The 26,788-nt window shown below is 40.7% G+C and carries 25 protein-coding genes and 1 tRNA gene; 9 read left to right on the forward strand and 17 right to left on the reverse strand.

The window, feature by feature from the left end; all coding sequences use genetic code 11:
* The first annotated feature begins 102 nt into the window (after positions 1-102).
* Complete coding sequence (locus I6F41_RS03660; RefSeq protein ID WP_011327575.1) at positions 103-888, forward strand: enoyl-CoA hydratase; 786 nt, start codon at positions 103-105, stop codon at positions 886-888.
* Positions 889-1,014: 126 nt separating this feature from the next.
* Here I6F41_RS03660 and I6F41_RS03665 read toward each other — a convergent pair whose 3' ends face one another.
* The 5 genes from I6F41_RS03665 to I6F41_RS03685 form a co-directional block, all read right to left on the reverse strand.
* Positions 1,015-2,175 carry a helix-turn-helix transcriptional regulator gene (locus I6F41_RS03665; RefSeq protein WP_058372844.1) on the reverse strand — a complete coding sequence of 387 codons (1,161 nt, stop codon included), beginning with the start codon at positions 2,173-2,175 and terminating at the stop codon, positions 1,015-1,017.
* A 287-nt stretch (positions 2,176-2,462) separates the two neighbouring features.
* Positions 2,463-3,530, reverse strand: coding sequence for an alkene reductase (locus tag I6F41_RS03670; RefSeq protein ID WP_197107687.1), 1,068 nt, complete (start codon positions 3,528-3,530; stop codon positions 2,463-2,465).
* A 9-nt stretch (positions 3,531-3,539) separates the two neighbouring features.
* Positions 3,540-4,310 carry an SDR family NAD(P)-dependent oxidoreductase gene (locus I6F41_RS03675; protein ID WP_011327572.1) on the reverse strand — a complete coding sequence of 257 codons (771 nt, stop codon included), beginning with the start codon at positions 4,308-4,310 and terminating at the stop codon, positions 3,540-3,542.
* Between the two features lie 90 nt (positions 4,311-4,400).
* The gene (locus tag I6F41_RS03680) at positions 4,401-5,471 is read right to left on the reverse strand and encodes a ferredoxin--NADP reductase (RefSeq protein WP_011327571.1); all 1,071 of its coding nucleotides are present in this window, start codon (positions 5,469-5,471) and stop codon (positions 4,401-4,403) included.
* A 14-nt stretch (positions 5,472-5,485) separates the two neighbouring features.
* Complete coding sequence (locus tag I6F41_RS03685; RefSeq protein ID WP_011327570.1) at positions 5,486-6,706, reverse strand: acyl-CoA dehydrogenase family protein; 1,221 nt, start codon at positions 6,704-6,706, stop codon at positions 5,486-5,488.
* Between the two features lie 528 nt (positions 6,707-7,234).
* Between I6F41_RS03685 and I6F41_RS03690 the strand changes: the two genes are divergently transcribed.
* Positions 7,235-9,592 carry a TonB-dependent receptor gene (locus I6F41_RS03690; protein ID WP_089367904.1) on the forward strand — a complete coding sequence of 786 codons (2,358 nt, stop codon included), beginning with the start codon at positions 7,235-7,237 and terminating at the stop codon, positions 9,590-9,592.
* A 226-nt stretch (positions 9,593-9,818) separates the two neighbouring features.
* On the opposite strand, the gene I6F41_RS03695 is transcribed toward I6F41_RS03690, so the two are convergent.
* The 8 genes from I6F41_RS03695 to rlmE all read right to left on the reverse strand — a co-directional run bounded on the left by I6F41_RS03695 (position 9,819) and on the right by rlmE (position 17,134).
* Positions 9,819-10,616 carry an SDR family NAD(P)-dependent oxidoreductase gene (locus tag I6F41_RS03695; protein WP_197107688.1) on the reverse strand — a complete coding sequence of 266 codons (798 nt, stop codon included), beginning with the start codon at positions 10,614-10,616 and terminating at the stop codon, positions 9,819-9,821.
* 245 nt (positions 10,617-10,861) lie between these two features.
* Positions 10,862-10,946: transfer RNA gene (locus I6F41_RS03700), tRNA-Leu, on the reverse strand.
* Between the two features lie 85 nt (positions 10,947-11,031).
* Entirely contained in the window at positions 11,032-11,385 is a 354-nt protein-coding gene (gene secG, locus I6F41_RS03705; RefSeq protein ID WP_011327567.1) for a preprotein translocase subunit SecG, read from the reverse strand.
* Positions 11,386-12,135, reverse strand: a complete 750-nt coding sequence (gene tpiA, locus I6F41_RS03710) for a triose-phosphate isomerase (protein ID WP_011327566.1) — start codon at positions 12,133-12,135, stop codon at positions 11,386-11,388.
* Positions 12,136-12,207: 72 nt separating this feature from the next.
* Positions 12,208-13,557, reverse strand: coding sequence for a phosphoglucosamine mutase (gene glmM, locus I6F41_RS03715; RefSeq protein WP_011327565.1), 1,350 nt, complete (start codon positions 13,555-13,557; stop codon positions 12,208-12,210).
* On the reverse strand, positions 13,558-14,403 hold the full coding sequence (gene folP, locus I6F41_RS03720) for a dihydropteroate synthase (protein ID WP_179808219.1): 846 nt from the start codon (positions 14,401-14,403) through the stop codon (positions 13,558-13,560).
* 97 nt (positions 14,404-14,500) lie between these two features.
* On the reverse strand, positions 14,501-16,447 hold the full coding sequence (gene ftsH, locus I6F41_RS03725) for an ATP-dependent zinc metalloprotease FtsH (protein ID WP_172459236.1): 1,947 nt from the start codon (positions 16,445-16,447) through the stop codon (positions 14,501-14,503).
* Positions 16,448-16,504: 57 nt separating this feature from the next.
* Positions 16,505-17,134 (reverse strand): 23S rRNA (uridine(2552)-2'-O)-methyltransferase RlmE, encoded by a 630-nt coding sequence (gene rlmE, locus I6F41_RS03730; protein ID WP_011327562.1) that lies wholly within the window; start codon positions 17,132-17,134, stop codon positions 16,505-16,507.
* 88 nt (positions 17,135-17,222) lie between these two features.
* Between rlmE and yhbY the strand changes: the two genes are divergently transcribed.
* Positions 17,223-17,519: a ribosome assembly RNA-binding protein YhbY gene (gene yhbY / locus I6F41_RS03735; protein WP_011327561.1), complete on the forward strand. Its 297-nt coding sequence runs from the start codon at positions 17,223-17,225 to the stop codon at positions 17,517-17,519.
* 77 nt (positions 17,520-17,596) lie between these two features.
* On the opposite strand, the gene I6F41_RS03740 is transcribed toward yhbY, so the two are convergent.
* Together I6F41_RS03740 and I6F41_RS03745 are read right to left on the reverse strand one after the other, a co-directional pair.
* Complete coding sequence (locus I6F41_RS03740) at positions 17,597-18,118, reverse strand: SixA phosphatase family protein (protein ID WP_197107689.1); 522 nt, start codon at positions 18,116-18,118, stop codon at positions 17,597-17,599.
* Between the two features lie 5 nt (positions 18,119-18,123).
* Positions 18,124-19,269: a serine hydrolase domain-containing protein gene (locus I6F41_RS03745; RefSeq protein WP_197107690.1), complete on the reverse strand. Its 1,146-nt coding sequence runs from the start codon at positions 19,267-19,269 to the stop codon at positions 18,124-18,126.
* A 114-nt stretch (positions 19,270-19,383) separates the two neighbouring features.
* Here I6F41_RS03745 and I6F41_RS03750 point away from each other — a divergent pair, with 114 nt between their 5' ends.
* From I6F41_RS03750 to I6F41_RS03775, 6 genes are all read left to right on the forward strand, one after another.
* A complete protein-coding gene (locus I6F41_RS03750; protein ID WP_011327557.1) occupies positions 19,384-20,202 on the forward strand; it encodes a hypothetical protein in 819 nt (272 codons plus the stop codon).
* A gap of 92 nt (positions 20,203-20,294) precedes the next feature.
* Positions 20,295-21,152 carry a MipA/OmpV family protein gene (locus I6F41_RS03755; RefSeq protein ID WP_086993499.1) on the forward strand — a complete coding sequence of 286 codons (858 nt, stop codon included), beginning with the start codon at positions 20,295-20,297 and terminating at the stop codon, positions 21,150-21,152.
* The gene (locus I6F41_RS03760; RefSeq protein WP_041454364.1) at positions 21,142-21,528 is read left to right on the forward strand and encodes a DUF3019 domain-containing protein; all 387 of its coding nucleotides are present in this window, start codon (positions 21,142-21,144) and stop codon (positions 21,526-21,528) included. The genes I6F41_RS03755 and I6F41_RS03760 overlap by 11 nt, the downstream gene beginning before the upstream one ends.
* A 12-nt stretch (positions 21,529-21,540) precedes the next feature.
* Positions 21,541-22,245, forward strand: a complete 705-nt coding sequence (locus I6F41_RS03765; RefSeq protein WP_182683983.1) for a response regulator transcription factor — start codon at positions 21,541-21,543, stop codon at positions 22,243-22,245.
* Positions 22,246-22,251: 6 nt separating this feature from the next.
* Complete coding sequence (locus tag I6F41_RS03770) at positions 22,252-23,550, forward strand: ATP-binding protein (RefSeq protein WP_179808223.1); 1,299 nt, start codon at positions 22,252-22,254, stop codon at positions 23,548-23,550.
* 199 nt (positions 23,551-23,749) lie between these two features.
* Positions 23,750-25,105: a sodium-dependent transporter gene (locus I6F41_RS03775; RefSeq protein ID WP_086993503.1), complete on the forward strand. Its 1,356-nt coding sequence runs from the start codon at positions 23,750-23,752 to the stop codon at positions 25,103-25,105.
* 52 nt (positions 25,106-25,157) lie between these two features.
* Here I6F41_RS03775 and I6F41_RS03780 read toward each other — a convergent pair whose 3' ends face one another.
* Both I6F41_RS03780 and I6F41_RS03785 read right to left on the reverse strand, forming a co-directional pair.
* Entirely contained in the window at positions 25,158-25,607 is a 450-nt protein-coding gene (locus I6F41_RS03780; protein WP_011327551.1) for a GNAT family N-acetyltransferase, read from the reverse strand.
* 169 nt (positions 25,608-25,776) lie between these two features.
* The gene (locus I6F41_RS03785) at positions 25,777-26,520 is read right to left on the reverse strand and encodes a sporulation protein (RefSeq protein ID WP_011327550.1); all 744 of its coding nucleotides are present in this window, start codon (positions 26,518-26,520) and stop codon (positions 25,777-25,779) included.
* Between the last annotated feature and the right edge of the window lie 268 nt (positions 26,521-26,788).

Genomic DNA, 26,788 nt, shown 5'->3' on the forward strand with positions numbered 1-26,788 from the left:
CAGCTTCGTCTAAATGGACGATGCTGTGTTTAGCGACAACAAGTGACAATAACAACATAGAAATTTTACTGTGCGTTGCCTAGCAATGTTTTGGAGTAATGAATGACAGATACAAACGAGCCTAGCGTTTTACTAAGTTTCCCTGAGCCTGGCGTGGCCGAGTTAACGTTAAACCGACCCAGTGCCACCAATGCATTAAGCTTAGAGCTGCAAACATTACTATCTAAGTACTTTACTGAGCTGGCAAACAATAAAGACATTCGCTGTATTTTATTAACCGGTGGCGACAAAGTATTTGCTGCAGGCGGCGACATTACTAGCTTAATAGATGCAGACCCAATTGAGATTTACCAGCGCCATACAGAGCGATTATGGGCACCTATTGAGCAATGCCCAATACCTGTAGTTGCTGCAGTAAATGGCTACGCGTATGGCGGTGGCTGTGAACTGGCCATGTTGGCCGACATTATTATTGCCGGTAAAGGCGCAAGTTTTTGTCAGCCCGAAATAGCCATTGGCATTATGCCAGGTATTGGTGGCACGCAGCGTTTAGTACGTGCAGTAGGTAAAGCTAAAGCAATGCAAATGGCGCTTACAGGCAAGCCTATTAGTGCTTACGATGCTTGGGTAGGCGGACTGGTAAGTGAGCTGTGCGAAGATGACGATGTATATAAACAGGCACTAGCAAATTGTCGTCGCATAGCACGTATGCCTCCGCTAGCGGCAGAGCAAATAAAAGAAGTTATTTTAGCAGGAATGGACGCTCCACTTGCCAGTGCTATGGCGCTGGAGCGCAAAGCAAATGCGTTATTATTTGCATCAAAAGATCAACGTGAAGGTATGGAGGCGTTTTTACAAAAACGCCATCCTGTATTTAGCGGAAAGTAAGGGTAATAGTCATTAATTTAAATTAATTAACACTCCCCTTTGTTAATTTTAGCCAGCATTTAGCTGGCTTTTTTTTGCCTACTTATTTTTACTTTAAGGTAAGGCAGGAATCGTTTGTAATAAAGTTTACAAGCTATTTCTGTCGTCGTAGCCCAGCGCAGCGACACTATTTAAAAACAATCTAACTAACTCTGTTTGCCTGCGTACACCGGTTTTAGAAAATATAGAACGTAAGTGAGCACGCGCTGTGTTACGGCGAATATTTAGCTCTTCAGCAGCTTCTTCTAACGATAAACCATTAGTTAACTGCAGTGATAGCGCAGTTTCTGCCGGCGTTAAACCAAATAGCTTTTTCGATATTTCAATACTGGTGGTCGATTTACCTACCGCATCGCGAATGTAAATTACGGCCTTGTTTTGCCCTTTACCTTCAGCCCAACCTAATGAGGGAATAACTTCAATTACTACACCAAGAGCTATTTCGCCTGATGGACGAGTAATCGACATTGCCTCTGGCATAGTTTGCTTGCCATCAGCATTAGCAAACGTTGCTTTAATTAAGCGTTTTAACTCGCGATTATCACTGTTATCTTGCGCGGTTAGTTTACCACCAATTATTTTAAGCCCGTCTTCGGCGTCGAGTATATGGCTAGCAAATACGTTTTTATCGAGTACTTTGCCATGCTCATCAATAGTAATAGTAGCAATAGACAAACGACCAATAGCACGAGAATATAACGAGCCTAATGACGCACTACTATTGAGTTGTAAAAAGGTAGTAATTGCGCGTCTAAAATGCGGGATAAGTAACTCTACAAACGCTTTATCAGCTGGAGAAAAATCTTCTTGTGCATCGGTTCGCGTAACCCTAAACCTTAAATGACCAACATTAGGAGTGCTAATATCGGCAGTTAGTACATGGTAAATGTTATTTTTTTCGCACCAGTGTTCCCTATATGATGAATTTTTCCATTCGTTTTCATCCATAAAATCCGCAACAGTTAACACTGTATCAAGTGGTTGATCAGCAAAAGGGGTTAATTTATATTGATAGGGTAAATGCTGAACGGTGTCCCCTTCTTCTAAACCTTCACCTACTGCGATCATTAATCCTAAATCGTCTTCCTCGGGAACTTTTAATATTAAGGTGACATAGTTTGCTTGAAGTATGCTTTGGATTAGCTTTAGAGGGATATTCCAACTTGAAGAACTGGTATCTGCCGACGCTTCGTATAATGCATTTATTAATTCATTATATGCATCGAGACTTATATCTAATTGTGCCATTTTTCAACCTATAGTTATTTTTTTTGATTAAAACTTGAAAATAAAACAAAAAAATAAGCATGCTATATTATTAATTTATACTGCTATTTAATATTTCACTTACTCCACTATCACCGTTATTAGCAAGGTTTGCAAGTGACTCTTTGATTATCATTTAGTCTAATTAAAGTAATATTAATCTATTTTAACGATTAAGTTTATTGTATGAAAACTATGACAAATGATGAAATGAAGCTATTGAGTGTTGCTGTACCTATTATGTTGCAACACTCAATAACAGTACTTTATTATGCGTTTGGATAATCGGTGTAGCCTGCCGCACCTGGGGTATAAAGTGTTTCACGTTTAAACTTTGCCAGCGGTAATTGCGCTGCAAAACGAGTTACTAAATCAGGGTTAGCAACATAGTGACGAGCAAATGAAACCGCTTCTGCTTGGTTTGAAGTAACCGCCTCAGCAGCAGACTCGCCATCAAAGCCATCATTAATGATCAGAGCGCCTTTAAATGCTTCTCTGCCCATTTTAAAGGCGTCGATATCGGCTGTCGGCGCACGCATAATATGCAAATAAGCAAGATCTAAATCGGCCACCGCATGCAGCAAGGCCAAATGACTTTCTGCTGGGTTTTCATCTTTGGTATCGTTAAAGCGGTTTCCCGGATTCATCCGCAAACCAACTCGCCCTGCGCCAAATACCGTCGCCATAGCTCGTATACATTCACTGGCAAATTTAGCGCGTGCTTGAGCGCTACCACCAAACTCGTCGTTGCGTTGGTTTGAATCAGAACACAAAAATTGCATAGGTAAGTAGCCACTGGTGCAATGCAGTTCAACACCATCAAAACCAGCTTCTTTTGCATTTTCGGCAGCTTGGCGATGCTCATCTATTACTTGCCACACTTGCTCTGTAGTTAAGGCCTCAGGCATATCAAATGGCTGCATACCCGCACTGTCGGTATACACTTCGCCACGAGCTTTTATTGCTGAAGGAGCAACAGTAGCTACATCATTACCTTTAATATGGTGCGAGCCAATACGCCCTGCATGCATAATTTGCAGCACTATTTTACCGCCCGCCTGATGTACTGCATTGGTTACCTCGCGCCATGCTTGAATTTGCTTTGGCGTTTCTATTCCCGGTTGGCGATTATACGCTTGCCCTGTAACAACAGGCCACGAGCCTTCAGCTACAATCAGCCCAGCACTTGCTCGCTGTGCATAATAGTCACGCATTATACTATTAGGTGTACCATCTGCATCAGCGCGATTACGCGTCATTGGCGCCATTATTACTCGGTTTGCTATTTCTATATCACCCAATTTGCATGGGGTTAATAGTGGGTTATTTGTGGTCATACAATGTCCTTAATCTAAAGCGGTTACCAATACTGCTGCGCGGCCACCATCAACAGGTAAAGAAGCCCCTGTTATATAAGATGCGTCATCGCTGGCTAAAAAGGCAATTGCACTCGCTAACTCATCGGCGCGGCCAACACGACCCATAGGAATAAGCCTGTTGGTATTATTTAGCATACCCTCGTCACTTAACATACCTGCCGTAGCCGGGGTTTCTACTACTGCGGGTACTACCACATTAACGCGAATGTTATGCGCTGCACCTTCTGCCGCAGCCGCACGTGAAAAATTAACTACCGCCGCTTTAGAGGCGCTATATCCGGCCATCATCGGCGTACCTAATTCACCACAAATAGATGAAATATTAACAATAGCACCGCCTTTTTCTTTCATTAATTGCATTGCCGTTCGGGTGCCCCAAAATGTACCATCGACCGAGGTTGTAAAGTTGCTATGCCACTGTTCGGTGCTCATATCTTCAATTGCCCCATACGTAAAGGCCATGGCATTATTAACTAAAATATCGAGGCTGCCATATTGCTGCGCCGTTTGCTCAAGTGCTGTAACAAATGCTTGCTCGTTGCTTACATCGGCTTGTACTGCATGAGCGTTACCGCCTTGCTGGCGAATAGTCGCTACTACTTCGTCTAATGGTGCTTTATTGCGACCACAAATAATTACTGTGGCGCCCTCTTGTGCAAGTCGCTGTGCAGTAGCTGCACCAATTCCGCTGCCACCACCTGTTACGAAAGCGACTTTATCTTTAAAACGAGATTGCATGAGAAATTCCTTATATTGGAAACGTGCAAACAATGTTGCACTGAGTGAATGAGTGATAACGCGTTGCGTTACTGATATTAATATTAAGTGTTAGGTATATTTGAGCTTAAGCTCACTGGTTAAAGGCACTGCTTGGCAACTTAGCGTTAAGTTGTTTGCTAAATCTTTTTCATCGAGCACATCATTATTATTAAGTTTTACTTGCCCTGACACCACTTCACACATACACGAGGCACACATGCCCTCGCGACAAGAGTAGGGTAATTCAATACCTATTTTTTCAGCTGCATCAAGCACGGTTTGTCCGCTCTCACAAGCAATAACATAATGTTCGCCATCAAGTTCAAGCTGTATTGTTGCCGCAGGCATATTTGCTTCATCAACAACAAGTTCTGCGATATTGTCTTGAATCGGTGTTTTTAATGAATTGGCTGGTACCGGTTTTGTTGTAATTTTTGGCGCTGCACTAGAAAAGCGTTCAATATGAATACGACTAGCAGGAAATTTAGCGGCTTTAACGGCCAATTCCATTGCATCCATAAATGGCCCAGGGCCACAAATAAAAGCACGTCCTTGTTGCATACCATCAGCTAACGAAGTTAACAGTGATAATGAAGGAATGCCTTGTAACGAATCTAATAAATGAATCACTTCAAGACGCTCTGGGTACTGCGCCGATAATGCCTTAAATGTTTGCTGAAATATAACCGAGGCTTCATCGCGATTAGCGTATATAACCCGCACCTTTCCGGTGCCATTAATTAACACATGTCGCAAAATAGACAGCACAGGAGTAACACCACTGCCCCCTGCACATAACAAATGATCTTCCGCTAAATCTTTTGGCACAAACAGCCCAGCAGGTTGCATCACTTCTATGTTGCTACCCGCTTTAAGATTATCGCAAATCCAGTTTGAACCTCGCCCGTCTGCTACACGCTTAACCGTGACACGTAATCCTGTATCTTGGCTTGGCGTGCTCGACATAGAGTAACAACGCATCAAAAATGCCCCTTCATAAGGGAGTTTAAGGGTCAAAAATTGACCCGGCTGATAGTCAAATTGCTCGGTTAACGATGCTGGTACGTCAAATACAATAGAGTTCGCATCAGCGGTTTCTTGTATTACTTCAGCAATAGTTAAATTATGATAACGAGACATAGCGACTCCCTAGCTTATACAAAAGGATCTGAGTTAGGTAAACCTAGCATTACAGTGCCATGTGCACGCATGTAAGTATCTGTATTGTTAGCAATATGACCACGAGACTGATTTATATCGCGAAAAATTCGCTCAATCGGATTACCTTTATAAGTTCCCGACGCTGCACAAGCGCGCATAATCTCGTTAATTCTTTCACTACACTGTTTAGGCACAGCTGCTGATTGCGCGCGCTGTAGTAAACGGTCATTAACTGGCATCATTTCGCCATTTTGAGTATGCTTTACCACTTCTGCAAAATTACGAAACAACACCAACTTCAACTGATCGCTGGTCATTATTGCTTCGGTTACTGCCATTTGCGCATTCACGTCTTCTGCAGTTTTACCACCGTGTTTACCCACATGTTCAGCGCAGCGATGACGAAATTCAGTAACAGCACCATCCAGTGCACCAATACACGCGGTAGATACAGCACGCTGAAATATCTGCACAAATGGGATACGGTATAACCAGTTATCATTAATCGCGCGCCCTTTACAAGCTGCGTCGCTGTAGTCATTAGTTTGGTGGGTGCGATACTCAGGAACAAATGCCCCTTCAACCACAATATCGTGACTACCAGAAGCGCGTAGTCCAAGTACATCCCAGTTCTTTACCACTTTAAAATCAGATTTAGGTAATAAGAATGTTCTATGTTCAAGCTCTTTACTACCTGGTGATTTAGGCACTAAGCCACCTAAAAATATCCATTCACAGTGCTCTACACCGCTTGAAAAACCCCAACGGCCTGAAAAGTTAAAACCACCTTCCACTTTTTCTACTTTGCCCACTGGCATATAAGTAGAAGCAATTAATATTTCTGGGTTTTCAGCAAGTACTTCTATTTGTGCCCTTTCATCAAACAAGCCAATTTGCCAGTTATGTACGCCAATAACACCATAAATCCAAGCGGTAGACATACAACCTTGCGCTAGCGTCATTTGAATAATATAAAATACTCTAGGGTCAAGCTCATATCCGCCCCAGCGTTTAGGTTGTAAAACACGGAACAAACCTGCTGCAATCATTTCTTTTATTGTTTCATCAGGTACTTTACCAGCAGTTTCTGCAGCTTGGGCGCGCTCAAGTAAGTTAGGAACCAACTTCTCTGCCGCTGCGATGAGACGATTAGCTTCTGGTGTAAGAAAATCATCTGAGATACCTGTAATATCAATTTTATATGGAACACTCATGGTTGTTATCCTTCATAGAATTAGCGCGCAATTGCACTGGTTAAACTCACCAACTTGCTTAACACCAGATTTTCACACTAGCCACTATCTCTCATCGTCAATATGGACTAAGCAAAAAAACTTCTCATTCCATGCAATAATTAACAGCGCTATTAAGCAACCCACATAATAAAGAACAACATTTCCCAACTCAATAATATTACTTTAAATTCAATAGCTTAACCAAATTAAGGGGGTTGAAACATGGGTGTAAAACTCAAGTGAACAAATACGGCAACGGGCACTAACTTATATAACGCTTATAAAACAACACCAAAGCAGCAGTTTGTTTACCTCTTATTTACACATAGTCCAAATGCGTGATGCTCAACAGATCACTTATCGCTACTTTCAAACCGCAGTGTAAAAAAAGTACAACAAAATAGCGGTTAGGCATTTCCTCTTTGATAAGCTTTACTCAATGAGGGTTGCAGTAGTTAGTGAATGCCTATCGCTGAAATAAATATAAAAAATCATCGAGGAAGTGTAATGAATTTAAATGACAATAGGTTTGCATCAAATCTCACTATAAAACCGTTAGCGTTTGCTATTGCATGTGCTGTATCTGGTCAGGCATTTGCAGCGCAAGAACCAGAGCAGGCCGAAGCTAAACAGACCGCAGTTAAAGGCATTGAGCGTGTTTCGGTAACAGCCCAAAAACGTATTAGCACATTACAAGAAACGCCTATCGCCATTACCGCTTTTAACGCTGAAGCAATAGAAAACCTGGGTATTGAAGATATCAGTGATGTTAATGCGCAAGCACCCAACGTCAAAATTTTTCCTCCATATGGTAGTACCTTTAACGTTGGCATGGATATTCGCGGCCTAGGGACATCTGAACCTTCATTAGCGATTGACCCTAAAGTAGGTATTTATTTAGATGGCGTTTATTTAGCACGTAACTCTGGGGCTATTTTTAATATCGTTGATTTAGAGCGTATGGAAATACTACGTGGACCTCAAGGTACACTTTGGGGTAAAAATACAACCGGTGGTGCGCTTAACTTAGTCACTAGAAAACCATCAGATGACTTTCAATTTAAGCAAAAGGTTACTGTAGGCAATAACAGCTTACTTAGCTCAACCACATCAATTGATACCGGCGCAATTGGTAATTTTACCGCCAGACTTACGTATATGACCAGTGAGCATGATGGTTGGGCTACCAATACCTTTGCTGGTGCAAAAGAAAAAAACTTAGGTGCAGAAGATGTTGATGCACTGCGTGTTGCACTGCGTTATACCGGTGATGATTTTACCGTTAACTACAGCTATGACAATACTGATGGCAGTTCAGTCGCTATGCCTGTACAAATTAGCAATGTGCGCCCGCAATATACAGATCCAAATGTACCCACTATGGACCTATCTACGGGTAAGCTCTATGCCGGCAACGTATTTGCAATGATGGCCGCCAATGAGAAAGCGCCTGGCCGTCAAACCGAGTTTGAATTAGATCAACATGGCCGTGAGTATGTTGATATTGAAGGACACAACTTAACGTTTGAATGGGATTTTTCTGACAACCATACCTTTAAATCGATTAGCTCATTTCGCAGCTATGACTCAGATTTAAGCGAAGGTTACGATACCGATGGCGGTGCTTATTTTGCTCCAGCTTTAGATTTCAGTACTTCGCCACCAAGTGTTGACACCAGTGACGTGCTTGCTATTCCGGCGTTTCAATATACTAGCGTGAAATCACAAGAGCAAAAATCACAAGAATTTCAACTACTCGGTCAGTTTTTAGAAGGTGATTTAAAGTACGTAGCTGGGTATTATTACTTCAGTGAAGAAGGTGAAGAAAACAACCCGTGGAATATAGGTATTTTTACAGGCCAAGGCGCTAACGTATTATTCACCGGCTCACTACCATGGGGTAGCTTTTATAAAGTAAACGCTAAATCATCGGCGCTTTTTACCAATGTTGATTATAAATTAACGGACGAGTTAAATGTGGTTGCAGGGATACGCTATACAAAAGATACCAAATCTCTGACTAACGTAGCAAAGCATGATGCAATGTTAAGAAACGATTTACACTCTGAAACTGACTGGTCAAAAACAGTGGGATCACTGCTATTTAATTATGTAGTAGATCAAGATTTAACTATGTACGCTAGTATCTCACAAGGGTACGCTGCAGGGGTTTACAACCCAGGTTCTATCGACCGATTTGCTTATCTTAATCCAGCAAATATGGGCGAAGCAAACTATGAAGGAACACTAACACCTGCCGATCCTGAAGATACCACAGCGTATGAGGTTGGTGTTAAAGCAATGCTGCTGGATGACCGTTTAATGCTTAATACCGCTGTATTTTTAAATAATAACACTAACCTACAAAAAACCATTTTCGATGGCAGTATTCGTCGTTCACTTAATACTGGTGAGTCGAAAAATAAGGGGATCGAGATTGATGCTAAATTTGCTGCTACCGACAGCCTATTCTTTACCACCAGCCTTGGGTATTTAGATACGAAATACAGTGATATTACATTTACCGACAACACATCTTATTCGGCATCTGTTGCAATGAATTGGACTATAGCCGAATTAGACTTTGGTAACTTAGCACTCAATACAAACTATGTGATGGTGGATGACTATCAATTTTCTGTATCTGACCCAAGCTTAGTGGGTGATAACTATGCGCTACTCAATGCACGCCTAACATTATCTAATATCAAGATAGGTGAGCGTTCAAACCTTAAAGTATCGCTTTGGGGGAAAAATATTACCGATGAAGAGTACATTGTATTTGGTTCAAACTTTAACTTCTTTGATGCGCAGGCATACGGTACGCCAAGAACCTATGGCATAGATGTTAGTTTTGAGTATTAATTAAATAATTATTATAGTGAAAAAGGGCCTTAATATTTATTAAGGCCTTTTTATTTGTGCTGCTATTGTTGCTACGAATACAGCTGTATTTGCACAGTAATGATCGTTGAGATAGGGTTAATACGCATAATTTGGTAGGTAGGATATAAAGTTATATTAATTATAACCTTGCTGTAATTGCGCTTAATTGACCTAGCACAAAGCAGCAAGATTATATGAGGTTCGATTATTTAGGTAGGTTTAACTCGCGCGCTAACTTTTGTGCGGAGATGGTACTGTACTGCAGCTCATCTGCTGCAGAGTTATCTGCAATCCATAACAATACATTACCTATTTCATCCGGTTCGGCTACAGCCTGCTGCAAGCCTTTAATACCCTGATCGCCAATAGTCGCTCTTAGCGTTTCAGTGTTAACAACTCCCGGGTTTACTGTAAAAGCGCGAATACCTTGATGACCATGTTCACGGCAAATAATACCCGACAGTCGCGACACTGCAGCCTTACCTGCACCGTATGCATAACCCCAGCCCCCTTTAGATGCAGGAATAGGCGGATCTTTTTCACCCGCTCCCGAGGTTATATTTATTATACAACCGCTTTGTTGCGCTAACATACTTGGTAAAACAGCTTGTGCTATTTGCACTGGCGCGCCTATGTAACCTCTAGCAACTTTTTCAAGCGTTTGCTGCGTTATATCTAGTAAAGAAGCATTAAGGCCAGCCCCCTGATAAATAGCATTATTGACAACCACGTCAATTTTACCAAAGTGTTCAAACACCTGCTTTAGAGCATTAGCAACGGAGTTAAAATCAAGTAAATCCATTTTTATCGCAATGACCTCACAACCTAATTGCTCCATCATTTGGGCTGTTTGTTTTAAACTCCCTTGCGTACTTTGCTGTGCTACCTCGCTATCTAATTCACGAGCTGTTATTGCTACTCGATAGCCTGCTTTTGCAAATGCGATGGCTGTTGCACGACCAATACCTCTACTTGCACCTGAAATAAACGCTACTTTTGACACAAATTATCTCCTATTTTTTATTTAACTTAGCATCAATTTAGCATTGCGGCATAGTTTAAATGGACCAAGGATTTTATTGTTATATGAAAATGCTACATAACTGATTACACAAGTAATAATGTGTGTTCTAAAAGCATCCGTTGTTAGATTAAATAAGTGATTTTGTGAGGAGATTTTGTGGTAATAAAGGTTAACGTTAGCTAAAAGCAAAAAACCCAGCAACGTTAGTTACTGGGTTTTAAATTTGGTGCGGATGGGGGGACTTGAACCCCCATGCCCTAAAGCACCACCCCCTCAAGGTGGCGTGTCTACCAATTCCACCACATCCGCATTTTTTAAGCTTGCGCTTAGATGTTAAACTTTATGATTTATTTGAGGAGTATAAATCGTTTAACGTTTTAGCTTTTACGCTAAATTAATTTGGTACGTCAGAGCGTTGCTCTTTCGAAGATGTAACTGGCACATCTTCTTCAACAGGAATAACTGTTTCTAAAGCTGGTGCTGCTTCAAGGTTTTCCCATTCATCAGTCTTTTTAATATGACTTGCAGTAAGGTTGCCCAGTACTATGCTTAATATAAAAAACACAGAAGCTAAAACTGTCGTTGTTTTAGTCATAAAGTTACCTGCACCTGATGATCCGAAAACAGTTGACGAAGCACCCGCGCCAAATGAAGAACCCATATCGGCACCTTTACCTTGCTGGATTAAAACCATTCCAACAAGCGCTAAAGCTACAACTAAATAAACTACTAGTAAAATTTCGTACATTTATACGGTCCCTTTTGCACTGTTGCAGATAGCAGTAAATGAATCTGCTTTTAAACTTGCGCCACCAATTAGGCCGCCGTCTATATCTGTTTGTGCAAATAATAATTCGCTATTTTTTTCGTTAACGCTACCACCATATAAGATGGTTAGCCCTTGTGCTAAATCGCTGTTTAATGAAGCGATTTTGTCACGGATAAATTTATGAACGCTTTGTGCCTGTTCTGGCGATGCAGTCTTACCTGTGCCTATGGCCCAAACGGGTTCATATGCTATCACAGAATCTTTGAGTGCTGCTACACCTAATTTTTCAATTACTGCATCAATTTGTGCAGCAACTATTTGTTCTGTTTTACCGTTTTCTTGCTCACTTTCACTCTCTCCAACACATAAAATTGGCGTTAAACCAACTTGTTGTGCGCGAGCAAATTTTGCAGCTACGACATCATTGCTTTCTTTGTATATACTACGGCGCTCTGAGTGACCTACTAATACATATTGGGCGCCCAACTCTTTAATAAGTTGTGCATCAACTTCACCGGTAAATGCACCGGGGGTATTTTCTGACACAGTTTGAGTTCCCGTTGAAACACCGCTGGCTATCATTGCTGACACTAACGGAAACGGAGGAAATAAAACAATGTCTATCTCGTTTGATTTAACATTGTTAATAGCATCAGACATTTGTTTAACCAGCTCTAAAGAGCCATTCATTTTCCAATTGCCTGCGACCATCGCCTTGCGTGCTGCCATTTTTCCACTCCACATGAGAAAGCGGTCGAGATATTAACTCGACTCGCCCAAAGTTACAAGAGGTTATTGTTATCAATCAGTTTGTTTGCTCATAGATTCAACAACCGCGGCTATTTTTTCTGCGCTGTCGATTACTAACTTCTCTTGTTCGGCCTCAACCATAACACGTACAACAGGTTCAGTGCCTGATTTACGTAGTAACACACGCCCCTTTTCACCTAAAGTTTGCTCAACCTCTGCTACTGCAGCTAATACTGCAGGCGCTTTTGTCGGATCTGTACCTGGGGTGTAACGTACGTTAATCATTTTCATTGGGTACTTAGTAAAACCAGTACCTAAGTCTTGTAATGTTTTATTTTGCGCAACCATAGCAGCTAGTACTTGCAAGCTTGAAATAATGCCATCGCCGGTGCTAATTAAATCAAGGTTTAATACATGGCCCGAGCTTTCGCCGCCAATAGTCCAGCCTTTTTGTTGTAGCAACTCCATTACATAACGGTCGCCTACTTTACTGCGTGCAAATTCAATACCTTTGGCTTTCAATGCATTTTCAAGGCCCATGTTTGACATAACAGTGCCAACAACACCACCACCTAAATTATCATCTTGCGCTGCTTGGCAGGCAATAATATACACTAAGTCATCACCATCAAACACACGACCATTATGATCAACCATCATTACACGGTCGCCATCGCCATCATAGGCAATGCCCACATCTGCATTATGTTCAAGCACTTTACGTTTTAGGGTATCTACGTGAGTAGCGCCGCATTCATGGTTAATATTTACACCATTGGGCTCACACGCATGCGTGATTATATTTGCACCTAGTTCGCGCATAACTGAAGGTGCAATATGGTAAGTTGCGCCATTGGCACAATCGAGTACAATTTTTAATCCTTCAAGCGACAAGCTTTGTGGAAATTGGCTTTTACAAAATTCGATATAACGACCATCAGCGCTAGTTAAGCGACTCGCTTTACCTAATTTATCTGACTCAACACAAGTCATTGGTTCATCAAGCATGGCTTCAATTTCAAGCTCTACTTTGTCATCAAGCTTTAAACCGCGACAGTTAAAAAACTTTATGCCGTTATCGTAATACGGATTGTGCGATGCACTAATTACTATGCCGGCCTCGGCTCTAAATGTTTGTGCTAAATAAGCAATCGCAGGGGTTGGCATAGGGCCCAGTAATACAACATCGATTCCTGCTGCAATTAACCCTGCTTGTAATGCGGTTTCTAACATATAGCCTGAAATGCGGGTATCTTTACCTATCATCACTTTTTTAGTGCCATTTTCTGATAGGACACGGCCCGCAGCCCAACCTAGTTTCATTGCAAACTCAGGATTTATAGGATGCTCACCCACGAGCCCGCGTACACCATCGGTGCCAAAATATTTTCTTTCTTTCATTTAAAGTACTCCTTGTTTGCAGGCTTGTAGTACGTTAAGTACATCTGCGGTTTCTTTTACGTCGTGTACACGAATAATATGCGCACCATTTTGTGCTGCGATTAATGCGCCCGCTAAACTGCCGGCCAATCGCTCATTTGTATTTCTATTTAATAAGTTGCCAATCATCGACTTACGCGATAATCCCGCTAACAACGGTAAACCAAACTGATTAAAGTCATTAAACTGCGCCAGTAGTTGGTAATTGTGACTGAGTGTTTTACCAAAACCAAAGCCAGGATCAAGAATAAGTTGTGTTTGCTTAATCCCCGCTGTTTTACACGCAGCAATACGCTGACTAAAAAACTGTTTTATATCTGTAAATAAATCATCATAGTGCGGCGCTGCCTGCATGCTGCGAGGTTGGCCTTGCATATGCATTAAACACACCGCAACATCAGGAAACTGCGCCACTACGTTCAGTGCGTCGCTTTCTTGTAATGCACGTACGTCATTAACAATATCGGCCCCAGCTAAAATAGCTTGGTGCATTACTTGTGCTTTACTGGTATCAATAGATATGACGCAATCACTGTTTTCACGAATTGCTTTAATCGCTGGTATTACACGTGCTAATTCATCCTCAAGGCTCACATCAGGAGCACCTGGGCGAGTCGACTCTCCGCCAATATCTATAATTTGCGCCCCGTCGTCTAACAATTGCAGCGCACGCTGCAGCGCAATATCAGGGTCTATAAACTTCCCGCCATCTGAAAATGAATCGGGAGTAACATTAAGTATTCCCATAATTACTGGATTTGCCAAACTTAGTGTACGTTTGCGAGGCAAGTTTAGTAAATTATTCATGATGACCTTTTTTGTTTGAATTAGCTGAAGTTTATTTTATACGTTTGATACAAAAAAGCCCCGAGGTTCGGGGCTTTTAGTTTAGCTATTTTAACGATTATTCAGCTTTGTCATCAAGGTTTGTTTCATCTTTTTTAGCTTCATCAGTTGGTTTTTGATCTTCATCAACTAATTTTTCTGCTGAAACATCTTCTTTAACTGGCTTTTTTTCATGGCGGTCATGCGCATCGCGTGGTTCACGAACTTCTTGGCGCGCCATTAAATCATCAATTTGCTTAGCATCAATCGTTTCGTACTTCATCAGCGCATCTTTCATTGCGTGTAGAATATCGATATTTTCTTTTAATATCGCTTCTGCTCGCTGATAGTTACGATCTGATAATAAGCGTACTTCGCTATCGATAATTTTAGCTGTTTCGTCCGATATACTCATAGAGCGGCCACCGCCCATGTACATATCGTTTTGATCTTCTGCGTAAAGTAGTGGTCCAAGTTTTTCACTTAAACCCCAGTGCGTTACCATTTTACGGGCAATATCACTCGCACGTTCAATATCGTTACTAGCACCTGTGGTTACTTTATCTGCACCATAAATAAGTGCTTCTGCGATACGTCCGCCATACAGGCTTGAGATCATCGACTCTAGCAATTCTTTCGAATGGCTTACACGGTCTTGTTCAGGCAAGTACATAGTTACACCTAGCGCACGGCCACGTGGAATTATAGATACTTTATAAACAGGATCATGCTCTGGCACCATACGACCAACAATAGCATGGCCAGCTTCGTGGTACGCTGTCATGGCTTTTTCTTGCTCGCTCATCACCATGGTTTTGCGCTCAGCGCCCATCATGATTTTATCTTTAGCAGCGTCAAACTCAGCCATACTAACAACACGTTTATTACCGCGTGCCGCATAGAGTGCAGCTTCGTTTACTAGGTTTGCTAAATCAGCACCTGAAAAACCCGGTGTACCGCGTGCAATTAAAGCTGCTTCAACGTTGTCGCCTAATGGCACTTTACGCATATGTACTTTAAGTATTTGCTCACGACCACGAATATCAGGTAAGCCAACTTCAACTTGGCGGTCAAAACGACCCGGACGAAGTAAGGCTGGATCTAATACGTCTGGGCGGTTAGTTGCAGCAATAACGATAATACCTTCGTTACCACCAAAACCATCCATTTCTACTAGCATTTGGTTTAGCGTTTGCTCACGTTCGTCGTTACCGCCGCCCATACCAGCACCACGTTTACGACCTACAGCATCTATTTCATCAATAAAGATAATACAGGGTGATGCTTTTTTAGCTTGCTCGAACATATCTCGTACGCGAGATGCGCCCACACCAACAAACATTTCAACAAAGTCCGAACCAGAAATAGTAAAGAACGGCACTTTTGCTTCACCAGCAACGGCTTTAGCAAGTAACGTTTTACCTGTACCAGGAGGACCAACCATCAACACGCCTTTAGGAATGCTGCCACCTAATTTTTGGAATTTTGATGGGTCGCGTAAAAAATCTACCAACTCTGATACATCTTCTTTTGCTTCATCACAGCCAGCAACATCGGCGAAAGTGGTTTTAATTTGATCTTCGCTCATTAAGCGCGCTTTGCTCTTACCAAACGACATTGCGCCTTTACCGCCACCGCCTTGCATTTGACGCATGAAAAATATCCACACACCAATAAGCAGTATCATTGGGAACCAAGAAATAAATATACTTGCTAAAAATGACTGCTCTTCAGGTTTAACCCCTTTCACATTGACGTTACTTTTTAACAAATCATTTAAAATGTCTTTGTCGTAAATAGGCATAATCGTTTGAAAACGTTCGCCACTGGTTTTAGTACCTGTAATTGTGCCACTGGTACTTTCAATTGCCACTTCTTGTATAGAGCCACTGCGGGCATCTTTAACAAATTGACTATAACTTGTTTGACGATCTACTTGATCGCCGCCATTAAAGCTCTGAAATACTGACATCAGCACAACTGCAATAACCAGCCAGAGTATTAGATTTTTTGCCATATCGCTCAAGGGGTTAACCTCTTGTATCCAATTAATTTAAATTCAACTAAACGCCCAACAACTGTACTACAGTTTATATCCAGTCGCTACTATATATACTTCCCGTGAACGGGCGCGCGAGGCATCTGGTTTACGTATCTTCACTGTTTTAAAACTATTACGTACATCTTGCAAGAACTGATCAAAGCCTTCACCTTGGAATACTTTAACAATAAATGCACCATTTTTCTTTAATACTTGATTACACATATCCAGTGCAAGCTCGACCAAATACATGCTACCAGCTTGATCAACTGAATTGTTACCACTCATATTTGGTGCCATGTCAGAGAGTACCACATCAACATTTTTGCCATCAATACGTTTTAACAATGCACTTAACACTGCTTCTTCACGAAAGTCGCCTTGTAAAAAGTCAACACCCGCTAATGAATCCATAGGGAGGATATCGCACGCTATAACTTGTCCTTTATCTCCTACTTTTTCTGCCAAGTATTGTGACCAACTACCCGGTGCAGCCCCTAAATCAACAACAGTCATTGCTGGGCGGAGTAACTTGTCTCTACTTTGGACCTCATCTAATTTAAAAACAGCTCGAGAACGCCAACCTTTTTTTTGCGCCTCTTGAACATATTTATCATCAAAATGTTCTTTCAGCCATCGCTGTGAACTGGCTGACTGTTTTTTATTTGTCATAAATTAACACGCAACTAATTAGTAATATTCTTTAGATGGCGGTAGAATACCCTTAATTCAAGCCATATTCAGCAAAATTTGTATAAACATGACATTATCAAACAAACAAAAGCAGTTTTTAAAAGGTCAGGCACATAGCCTCAAGCCTGTAGTTTTACTAGGTTCTAACGGTTTAACCGAAGGCGTAGTAGTAGAAATTCAAAGCGCATTAGAAATTCACGAATTAATTAAAGTGAAGGTTCCAACTGATGATCGCGAAACTAAAGCGCTCATTTTTGAAGCAATTGTGCGTGAAACTGGTGCAACTAAATTACAATCAATTGGTCACACTATTGTGCTTTACCGCCAAAGTGAAGAGAAAAAAATTAAATTACCGCGTGGCTAAACACCTACTTGTAGGATTTACCCGGTAATATAAAAAAACCAGCACCCGCTGGTTTTTTATTATCTGTCACTTTTAAATTAATGATTAAAATCCATAGTGAGTTCACTGACCCTATATTGTGGTGCATCTTTTGGGGCTTTATCGCGTATTTTATCTAGTATGTAATAGCGCGAAAACTCATCTTCAGACATAGCACTCACCGTACCTTTTGAAAGCAGTGCCGTAAGTTCAGGCGTGGTATTACTGTGTCCTACAACAATTACAACACCCTGTAATTTTAGTAGTTTACTTTCAAGTGAAGCTAAATCAGCTGCATCATACATTTTTACTGTAGTGCTTAAGTAAGTAGCCATTGGCGCTGCTGTTTGTAATGTACGCTTATAATTGCTGCTAAATAGCTGCACGTTTTTATGTTGTTTTATTAACTGTACCAAATACTGTGCACGTTGTGCGCCAAGCACTGTAAGCGACGGGTTTTTACCGGCTTGTTTTTCACTGTGGCGAAATAAATAAATCTTATCTGGGGCGGCAAATACAAGTTGGCTATTAAACACCATAACCAGTAGCGCCAAGATTAAAAGCCTTTTATCTTTAATCATGATTTTTAGCCTCGCTTATATTTAAGCACTCTATTTATAAACTCTGTTGTAAGTTCATTTATCACCCCAGTTTCGGCATTTATTTTTAAGCTAAAACCCACATTTAAATGAGGAAAAACCACTAAATCGGTGCGATAGCCTTGCACCCAACCACTATGGTAATAAAGGGTTTCATCATCGTAGTTATATACTCGCCAACCTAGCCCATAAAAAGCCTCACTAAGATGACCTTTCCATACTCGTCGGTATTGCTCTTTTTTGGTATGCGTATAGGGACGTGTTTGTACCGCTAATGCATCGAGCGATAATACATTTGGGTACTGACCTAATTGCGCCTTTAGCCATATTGCCATATCGGCAGCACTGGCATTTATGCCTGCAGCGGGGGCTACTTTATAATAATTTTTTTTCAGCTTAGCGCTATACCAACGTTTTTTCCCTCTTACATGTGGAAATGCGTAGTTTTTATCTTGCACCATAGCGTCGTAGCCTAAACTAGTGTCATGCATTTTTAAGGGCGTAAAAATAGCGTCATTTAGCCACTGAGAGTAACTTTTATGAGTACTCCTTAAAATTACATCGTCAATTAAACTAAACATCACATTTTGATAGCCATAACACTGCCCAGGATCGCATATGGGCGCTACCGTAAGTAGCTTTTCAACAATATCTGGATAACTCATTCGTGATTCAATTAGGTTATCGTAGGCGTTGGGAACTAGGCCACTAGAGTGACTTAAAATATGATAAACCTTTAAATTATCTTTGTAGTCGGTGTTAGCAAATTCAGGAATATAGTCGCTAATAGGCTGGTATAAATCTATTTCCCCTTCACTTGCAAGCTTAGCAGCTAACGATCCTGCAAAGGTTTTAGATACTGATGCTAATCTAAAACGTGTATGTTGATTAACCCTTTGAGAGCTACCCACTTTGGTAAAGCCCATGGTATGAATATAATCACTCGACTGCATATTAACAATCGATAAAGCCGCGCCAGGTATACCTTTTCGTTTAAGCTTTTTTTCTGCGTAACGCCCATATTTTTTTACAAATGCAGGCCAATCTGGATCTACATTTGCAGCAACCTCTGAGTGGGTTATTAAAATACAAAAGGCGAGCAGGTAATAAATCGAGTAATTAAGGTACTTCATCGGTGGCTGTTTTTTCTTTTTTTAATTGCTTCTATGCATATAATATCATGAACTTTTGTCAAGACTAACGTACAATATGTTGATTATTGGCCTTTTACTGAGTGTGAAGTATTTATGCGTTTTTTAGTTGTACCACTTTTTATATTATTTTCATCGGGTTGCGCTATAACCACAACAACAAATCAGCCTGCTGAGCCATTGGCAATGCCCTTAAAGCCAATGTTAAAAAGTCAGACATACCAACTGGAGTATGAGGCACAACACACCTCGCCTAAAGTAAAGTCAGTGCAATTACCAGCTCATAAAGTAATGAAAAACCAAACGGTTAAAATTGTTACCGACAGAGTAAGTGTAACCGACACTTTACTGGCGCAAATAAGCCAAGCGCTCAATGACAAACAACTAAAAGTAACTACTAAAAACGATAGTGATTACACACTTGCTATTCATCAAGTTGATCTGTCGTTTACCGATGATAGTAAATACACGTTAAATCAGCCCAAACAACCTTATGCTCTATACTCTAAAGTTGCACAGCAATTTCCAACCCAGCAGTGTGCAACTATTTTAGCGCAAGTTAGCATGCGCTTAACGCATAAAGCCTCTGGTGATGTTGTTTGGTTTGCAAAATCATCTTTAGATAGCACTAGCTTTCATCGTGAATCACTGATTTATAGCTTTACCGAAGAGCAAAAAATCACTAATGAACTTGAAGTAGTCGCCTTTGTCCACCAGCAAAATACCGAACAAGCACGTTTAGCACGTGCCGAGGCAAATACAAAGGTAACTATTCCTAAATATAATACAATGAGCAAGCTTAGCACACTGACTAAAGTGCAAGGCCCGTGTACTCGCACAGAAATAAGTGCTTTAGCACCAATGATGCAGTTTTATTTAAGCAGTATATTAATCGACAAAATTAAAGTGATATAAGCGTAAGTTAAACACTACATTTTTTTACAGGTTTAAAGGAACGTTTAACAATATACTACGCTTTATAACCATTACTTATTTAGGTTCCAAGGATGAAGCACTCAATACTTAGCTATTTTTTATGTTACACCTGCTTATTATTTGCCTGTGTATTTAGTGCCCATAGTACTGCCAGTAACCGCTATTATGCTGATAACACCTTAGAGCCTATTCAAGGCTTTGCATGGGACTGGAGCGCCGGTACTGGTTATTATATTGAAGACTCTTACCTTATCGGCATGGACTCCTATGACGATGGTATTGAATTAGATCTCAGCCTTGCGGTTTCTTTTGATAACTTTTATCTCGATTATGACCATAACCAACTCAGCGGCGGCCTTGTTATAGGCTACAGTCTAATTAACAAATATAATTGGGAGCTCGATATAATCGGTGCTAACGCCCAAGCTGGGTTTGGTCAAAAAGGCTTGGGGTTTTATAACAATGGTGTGGTTGAGGAATTACGCGGCATTAAAAAGCGTAAGTATGACTTTAATACAGGCCTTAGATTTACCCACAGATTTGATGGCTCACAGGTTTCTATTGAATTTTTGCATGATATTTCAAACGCCCACAATGGCTGGGTATTTAATTCTTTTTTTAGCAAAATACAACCTTGGCGTAACTGGGAGTTTCGCTCAGGCATAGGCTTTAGTGCCTACTCTGCTGACTTTACTAACTATTATTTTGGTATTGAGCAAAGTGAAGTTACCTTGCTGCGTCCTGCCTATAAAACCAATGCCAGCAGCAGCATTATGCTTGAGTTTCATGCTGAGTACCCGCTTAACCAAGACTGGGTGTTTTTAGCCGGCTGGTTAACGACTTTATTTTCTAAAGAAATTGACGACAGCCCTATTATTTCTCAAGGGTACCAACACAAAGCCAAGCTAGGCGTGCGTTATGTATTTTAGACGCTGGTGTTATTTACTATTAGCTTACCCTGGCAGTTTACTCGCCGAGGTGCCCCAAGAGGTAACCGCACTTAGTGCAATACCTAATACCTGCGTGGCACTACGTGAAGGCCGCCACTGTTATACTGAAGTGGTTTTATCATGGCAGCAGCCCACAATAGGTAACTACTGCTTACGAGACGCTACCTCAAAATATATTATGCAATGTTGGCTTAAGCAGCAACACGGCGTTTTTAATTATGCATTTGACTCTGAGCAGAGCTTATCATTTGAATTATTTGATAGTAATACTGCAAAAGTCATAGCCACCACTGAAGTAAAGTTACAGTGGGTTTATCAAAACAGGCAGAAAAAACGCCGTTGGCGATTGTTTTAATAAGGAAGTCTTATGGATAATTACGGTACTATTTTACTCGTTGAAGATGATATTTCTTTGGCACAATGGGTGGCTGAATATTTAACAGAACAAGGCTATTGTGTACATGTTTGTCATCGCGGTGATGAAGTTGTTGGCCAAGTTAAAACCTTGAAACCGCAGTTAATACTACTTGATATTATGCTTCCTGGGTTAGACGGCATAAGCGTTTGTCGCGAGCTACGTAGCTTTTATCAAGCTCCTATTATTATGCTAACAGCTCGTGATGACGAAATGGATGAAGTGATTGGCTTAGAGGTAGGTGCCAGTGACTACATAATGAAACCGGTACGCCCTCGTGCATTACTAGCAAGAATAAAGTCAGCCCTTAGGCTCACCACCCAAAGCAGCCAACCTCATAAACAGCATAGTATTATTAATGTAGGGGCTTTGAGCATTAATAGTGAGTCGCGAAGCGTTAAACTTAACGATATCGATATAAATATATCTAGCGCTGAGTATTTATTGCTGCATTACTTAGCCAGTAACGCAGGGCAAGTTGTATCACGCGATGCGGTGTTTAAAGCAACCAAAGGACGCGAGTACGACGGCCTTGATAGAAGTGTTGATGTGCTTATTTCTGCGCTGCGTAAAAAGTTTAATGACGATCCGCAAAACCCTGAAAAAATTAAAACAATTTGGGGACGAGGTTATTTACTCGTTGCCACTGCTTGGTAGCTACAAATGAAAAAGTTTTATATTGCACTGCTTAGCAGCGCACTGCTTTCGATTATTGTTTTAGGCTGGCTTATTGACGCTTTTAGTCAAAATACACACGCCCCTTTAGACGAATTTAGCATGCAAAGTAAAATGATTGCAGGGTTTAGCAAACAGCTTGCTACTCTCCCCCCTGCACAGCGCAGTAATTATGTTACAAAGTTAGCCAACGACTTTAGCCTGCCGCTTACCTATAAGCTAAACGACACTTTAGCGCTTAGCCCTGCCTTACTTATGCAAATGCAAACCCATGGTGGGTTAATTTTAGAGGGCGAACAGGGTTTTCATATGCTTTATAGCAACCAAGCATTAAGCCCTTATCATTTATCTATGCGCCTCGATAACTCATTTGAAGCAGAGCAACGCGACGATATTATTCTAACCTTATTATTTTACGCTGGGCTGTGTGTATTTATGGGTTTTATTATTTATCCCTTAGCCAAACGCTTGAGCGTGTTAAATGAAGCAGCTAAAAAATTTGCATCGGGTGATGTTAAAACTCGTATCAAAGTCTCTCATTTCACGTATATAAAAGATGTAGAGCTCACCTTTAACCGTATGGCGAGTCAAATAGAAAAGCTGGTTGCTGAAAATAAGCTAATGGCTTCGAGTTTATCCCATGACATTCGCACCCCCATAGCTTGCCTGCGATTTGGTTTAGATGCTGCAATAGATAGCAATGACATGCCAAAAGTGAAGCAATATTTAACCCGCATGGAAAATGACTTAGACCATATGGAGTCTATGCTAAAAAGCTACCTAGCCTTTGCCACGCTAGAACAAAATGCCAACCGCTTAACCTACTCTGCAACCCATATGCGCAGCTACTTTGAAGATATTTTAGCGCAGCTATCGCCTAAATTAGACTCCCACAAACTCAGTGTGCAACTTAATAGTAGTAACGATGTTATTTATGCCGACTTACATTGGCTTGCCAGAGCCGTTACTAACTTAATTAATAATGCCTGCGACTTTGCCCTGCAACATATTTATGTAAGTGCCACTGTCAATGAGCAACATATTATTATTACCGTAGAGGACGATGGTCCAGGCATAGCAGCTGAAAACTTTAGCAAAGTATTTAGCCCTTTTTTTCGCGAAAACAACCACCGTAATCGAGCTGATAAAAGTTATGGCCTCGGATTAGCAATTGTTGAAAAAGTAGCTGACTGGCATCACGGCCGTGTTTATGCAGGCAAAAGTAAGCAGTTAGGTGGAGCTTGTTTTACCCTGAAAATAGCTCAACAACACCCTAGTGTAAAGTAAAGGCTACACACTGTAAATTAACAATTATTAAACAATATCAAGCTGTTAATTTTTAGTTTTAAGTTACTTTATTAAAATCTATGTTCATAACACAGAGTTTAATAAAGTAATTGTGCTAGATCAGCAAATTAGCACTTTTTATTTTTTTACATTTCCAGTAGATTGTCTGCGCCGTCACAAAATAGAGAAGTACAATAATATGAGTGCAGTAAGAGGCGAGTTTAGCTCTCGCTTTGGTTTTATAATGGCCGCCGCAGGATCTGCTGTAGGTTTAGGTAACATTTGGGGTTTCCCTACACAAACCGCAAGTAATGGTGGTGCCGCATTTTTAATTGCGTATTTAGTACTGGCATTCTTTTTGGCTTATCCTGCTTTAATGGCGGAGCTAATGATTGGTCGTCATGGCCAAGCAAATGCGGTTTCTTCACTTAGAAAAATATCTAATAAACCTTGGCAAAAACATTTTTCTTTTGCGGTTGGTTTTGGCGGTATTTTATGTGCTGGCTTTATTTTAAGCTTTTATGCCATTGTTGCTGGTTGGATGCTAAGTGCAACAGCAGAACCTATTACAACGTTAGTGGGCGCAAACTCTGCATCTGCTTGGCTAGGTGAACAGTCACTTAGCAGAAACATCATTTTCACTATGATCTTTATTGTACTAACCGTTGCTATTATTAGTCGTGGCGTTGAAAACGGAATCGAAAAATGGTCAAAACGTTTAATGCCTGCTTTGCTCAGCATTTTATTTGCGTTAATTATTTATGTAATGACCCAAGATGGCGCTATTGAAGGCTTAAAGGCGTATTTAGTACCTGATTTCTCATCTATTTTTGATGCTAACTTGTTAGTTAGTGCACTAGGGCAAGCATTCTTTTCATTATCACTAGGTACCAGTGTGATGATTATTTATGGCTCGTATATTAGTAAAAAAGAGAACTTAGTTTCGTTAGGTGCTTATGTCACGCTTATTGATGTATTTATTGCTTTTGTCGCAGGGTTATTAATCATTCCTGCTATGTATGTAGCACAAGCACAAGGGATTGAGATTTTCTCACCGACTACCGGAAAGCTCCTCTCTGAAGACACATTAGTATTTCAAGTATTACCTGCACTTTTTGATGGTATGGGTGGTATGGGGTTATTTGTTGGCTTTGCGTTTTTTGCGCTAATGAGCATTGCAGCACTCACCTCCTCTATTTCAATGCTCGAAGCGCCGGTATCTTATACGGTAGAACGCTTTGCAATGTCTCGCTTACAGGCCACTTGGGTAATTGGTGCATTAATCACTCTAGTGAGCATCACGATAGTGTGTAACTTAGAGTTACTGTTTGGCTTAGTGATCACCTTAACCACTAAAGTGGCACAGCCATTATTAGGTCTTATGTGTTGTATATACGTAGGCTGGATTTGGTCAAGAGGCTCATTACTAAAGGCCATTCAAGAAGGTAACCCTGAAGTACACAATACCTTATTTTGGAAAGTATGGCCTTGGTACACTAAGTTTGTATGCCCACTGGCGATAGGCCTGGTATTTTTACATTCATTATTAAGCTAAAGTTAGTTTCTGCTCTTAACAACAAAAAAGCCCACATTGTGGGCTTTTGTAATCAAGGTACTAGTTGTAAAACCATATCTTGATGAGCAATGCCATCTTCTAAATATTCAGCATTAATACTTTCAAATCCGAATGAGCGATAAAACTCCAGTAAGTACGTTTGCGCACCAATATAAATATCACGTTCTGGCCATTGGCTTTTACAGCAATTAATGGCCTCTGTAACCAATTGCTGAGCCAATCCTCTACCTCGTTCCTCTTTAGTGACTAACACGCGACCGATCGCACTGTATTTTGCGTTTTTTTCGTAGCATCGAGCATAAGCTTGTAGCGTATTATTTTTCACAGTGTAAATATGCAAGGTACTTGGTGCTACATCATTATCGTCAAGCTCTGGATAAGGGCACATTTGCTCAACTACAAATACCTCTACGCGCCCACGCATTATGGAGAATAAGGTTTGCGTATTGAGCGCAGTAAAAGTTTCACATTTAAACGCCATTGTAACTCCTGTCGTTGGCTCTAATAGACATAAAAGCCTATACGTTATTAGGGCTAGGCATAATAGCAGTAATGCAGCTAGGGGCTTAATTAACCGCTATGCTATATAATAAAATGGCTTAAAACAAAAACCCAGCATAAGCTGGGTTTGTTTTAAGTAATTATCTACCTTAGGTAAATAATCGCTCTAACTGATCGCATAATTGCGAGAGATTTACATGGTCGTGCTCTATGGTTAAATCTACATAACCATCGCCTTTAAATGCTCTATCTAACTCAATTAACACATGGGTTTTATGTGCTTCTGGAATGAATGATAATTCAATTTCTTTCACTCCAAATAAACTGCGGCTGTTAGGCTTGTATTCTAGCTCTTGATAACAACCAGATACTGATTGAAACGTTGATGCGCGCAAGTGGCCTTTTTCAACATCAGCTTTAGTTAGGCTAAAGCCTAGCTTTTCCATGGCCTGCATACACGTTTTAACAGCTTCATTGGGGTACACATGTAAATGGTCTTTATCACTTGGATCAAGCGCTAAATCAATGTCCAGCCCAGTTTCAAGCCAAACATAAGATTGGTTATACCCTGCATTAATTTCAGTAATAGGTGTTTCTGAATGCAACCGTGCTTGAAAAGGAATCGTTTTAACTTCCCCTGGCTCTACCGTGCCTATATCTGTAATGCGCCACTGCTCTATAACGTGGTTGGTAAAATAGTCACCATCTTCATTTGATGCTTTAACTCGCGTCATTAATAGTAAATCTAACCCTGCAATTTCTTGGCTTACATCACCAGCTGTAATAACGATTTGCGCATTAAATAATTGCCCAGGCTGAAGGTGCTCTGTTTCTAAAATAGTGTCTACTTTGGCGGCACCAATACCAACCGATGCTAAAATCTTTTTAAACATATTTTTCTCCTTAAGCTGAGCGGCTCTATAATGTGCTCTAACTTAAACTTCGTCGTTAGCGCATCTTAACCACATTTAAATGCTCTTGTCAGTGAAAAACTACTATTTACATGCTGTTTACGATTAAATATGTGTTAAATGTCCATTTTTCATACGCAACAGAGCAAGTATTTGATTAAACGGCGCTTAAGCCTAATCTTTTATGAAGGACTTATTGTATGAATAAAATGGTGAGTATTTGTATATTTATTTTCAATGGTATTGATTT

Source organism: Pseudoalteromonas sp. SCQQ13, assembly GCF_015864415.1.
Lineage (GTDB): Bacteria > Pseudomonadota > Gammaproteobacteria > Enterobacterales > Alteromonadaceae > Pseudoalteromonas > Pseudoalteromonas nigrifaciens.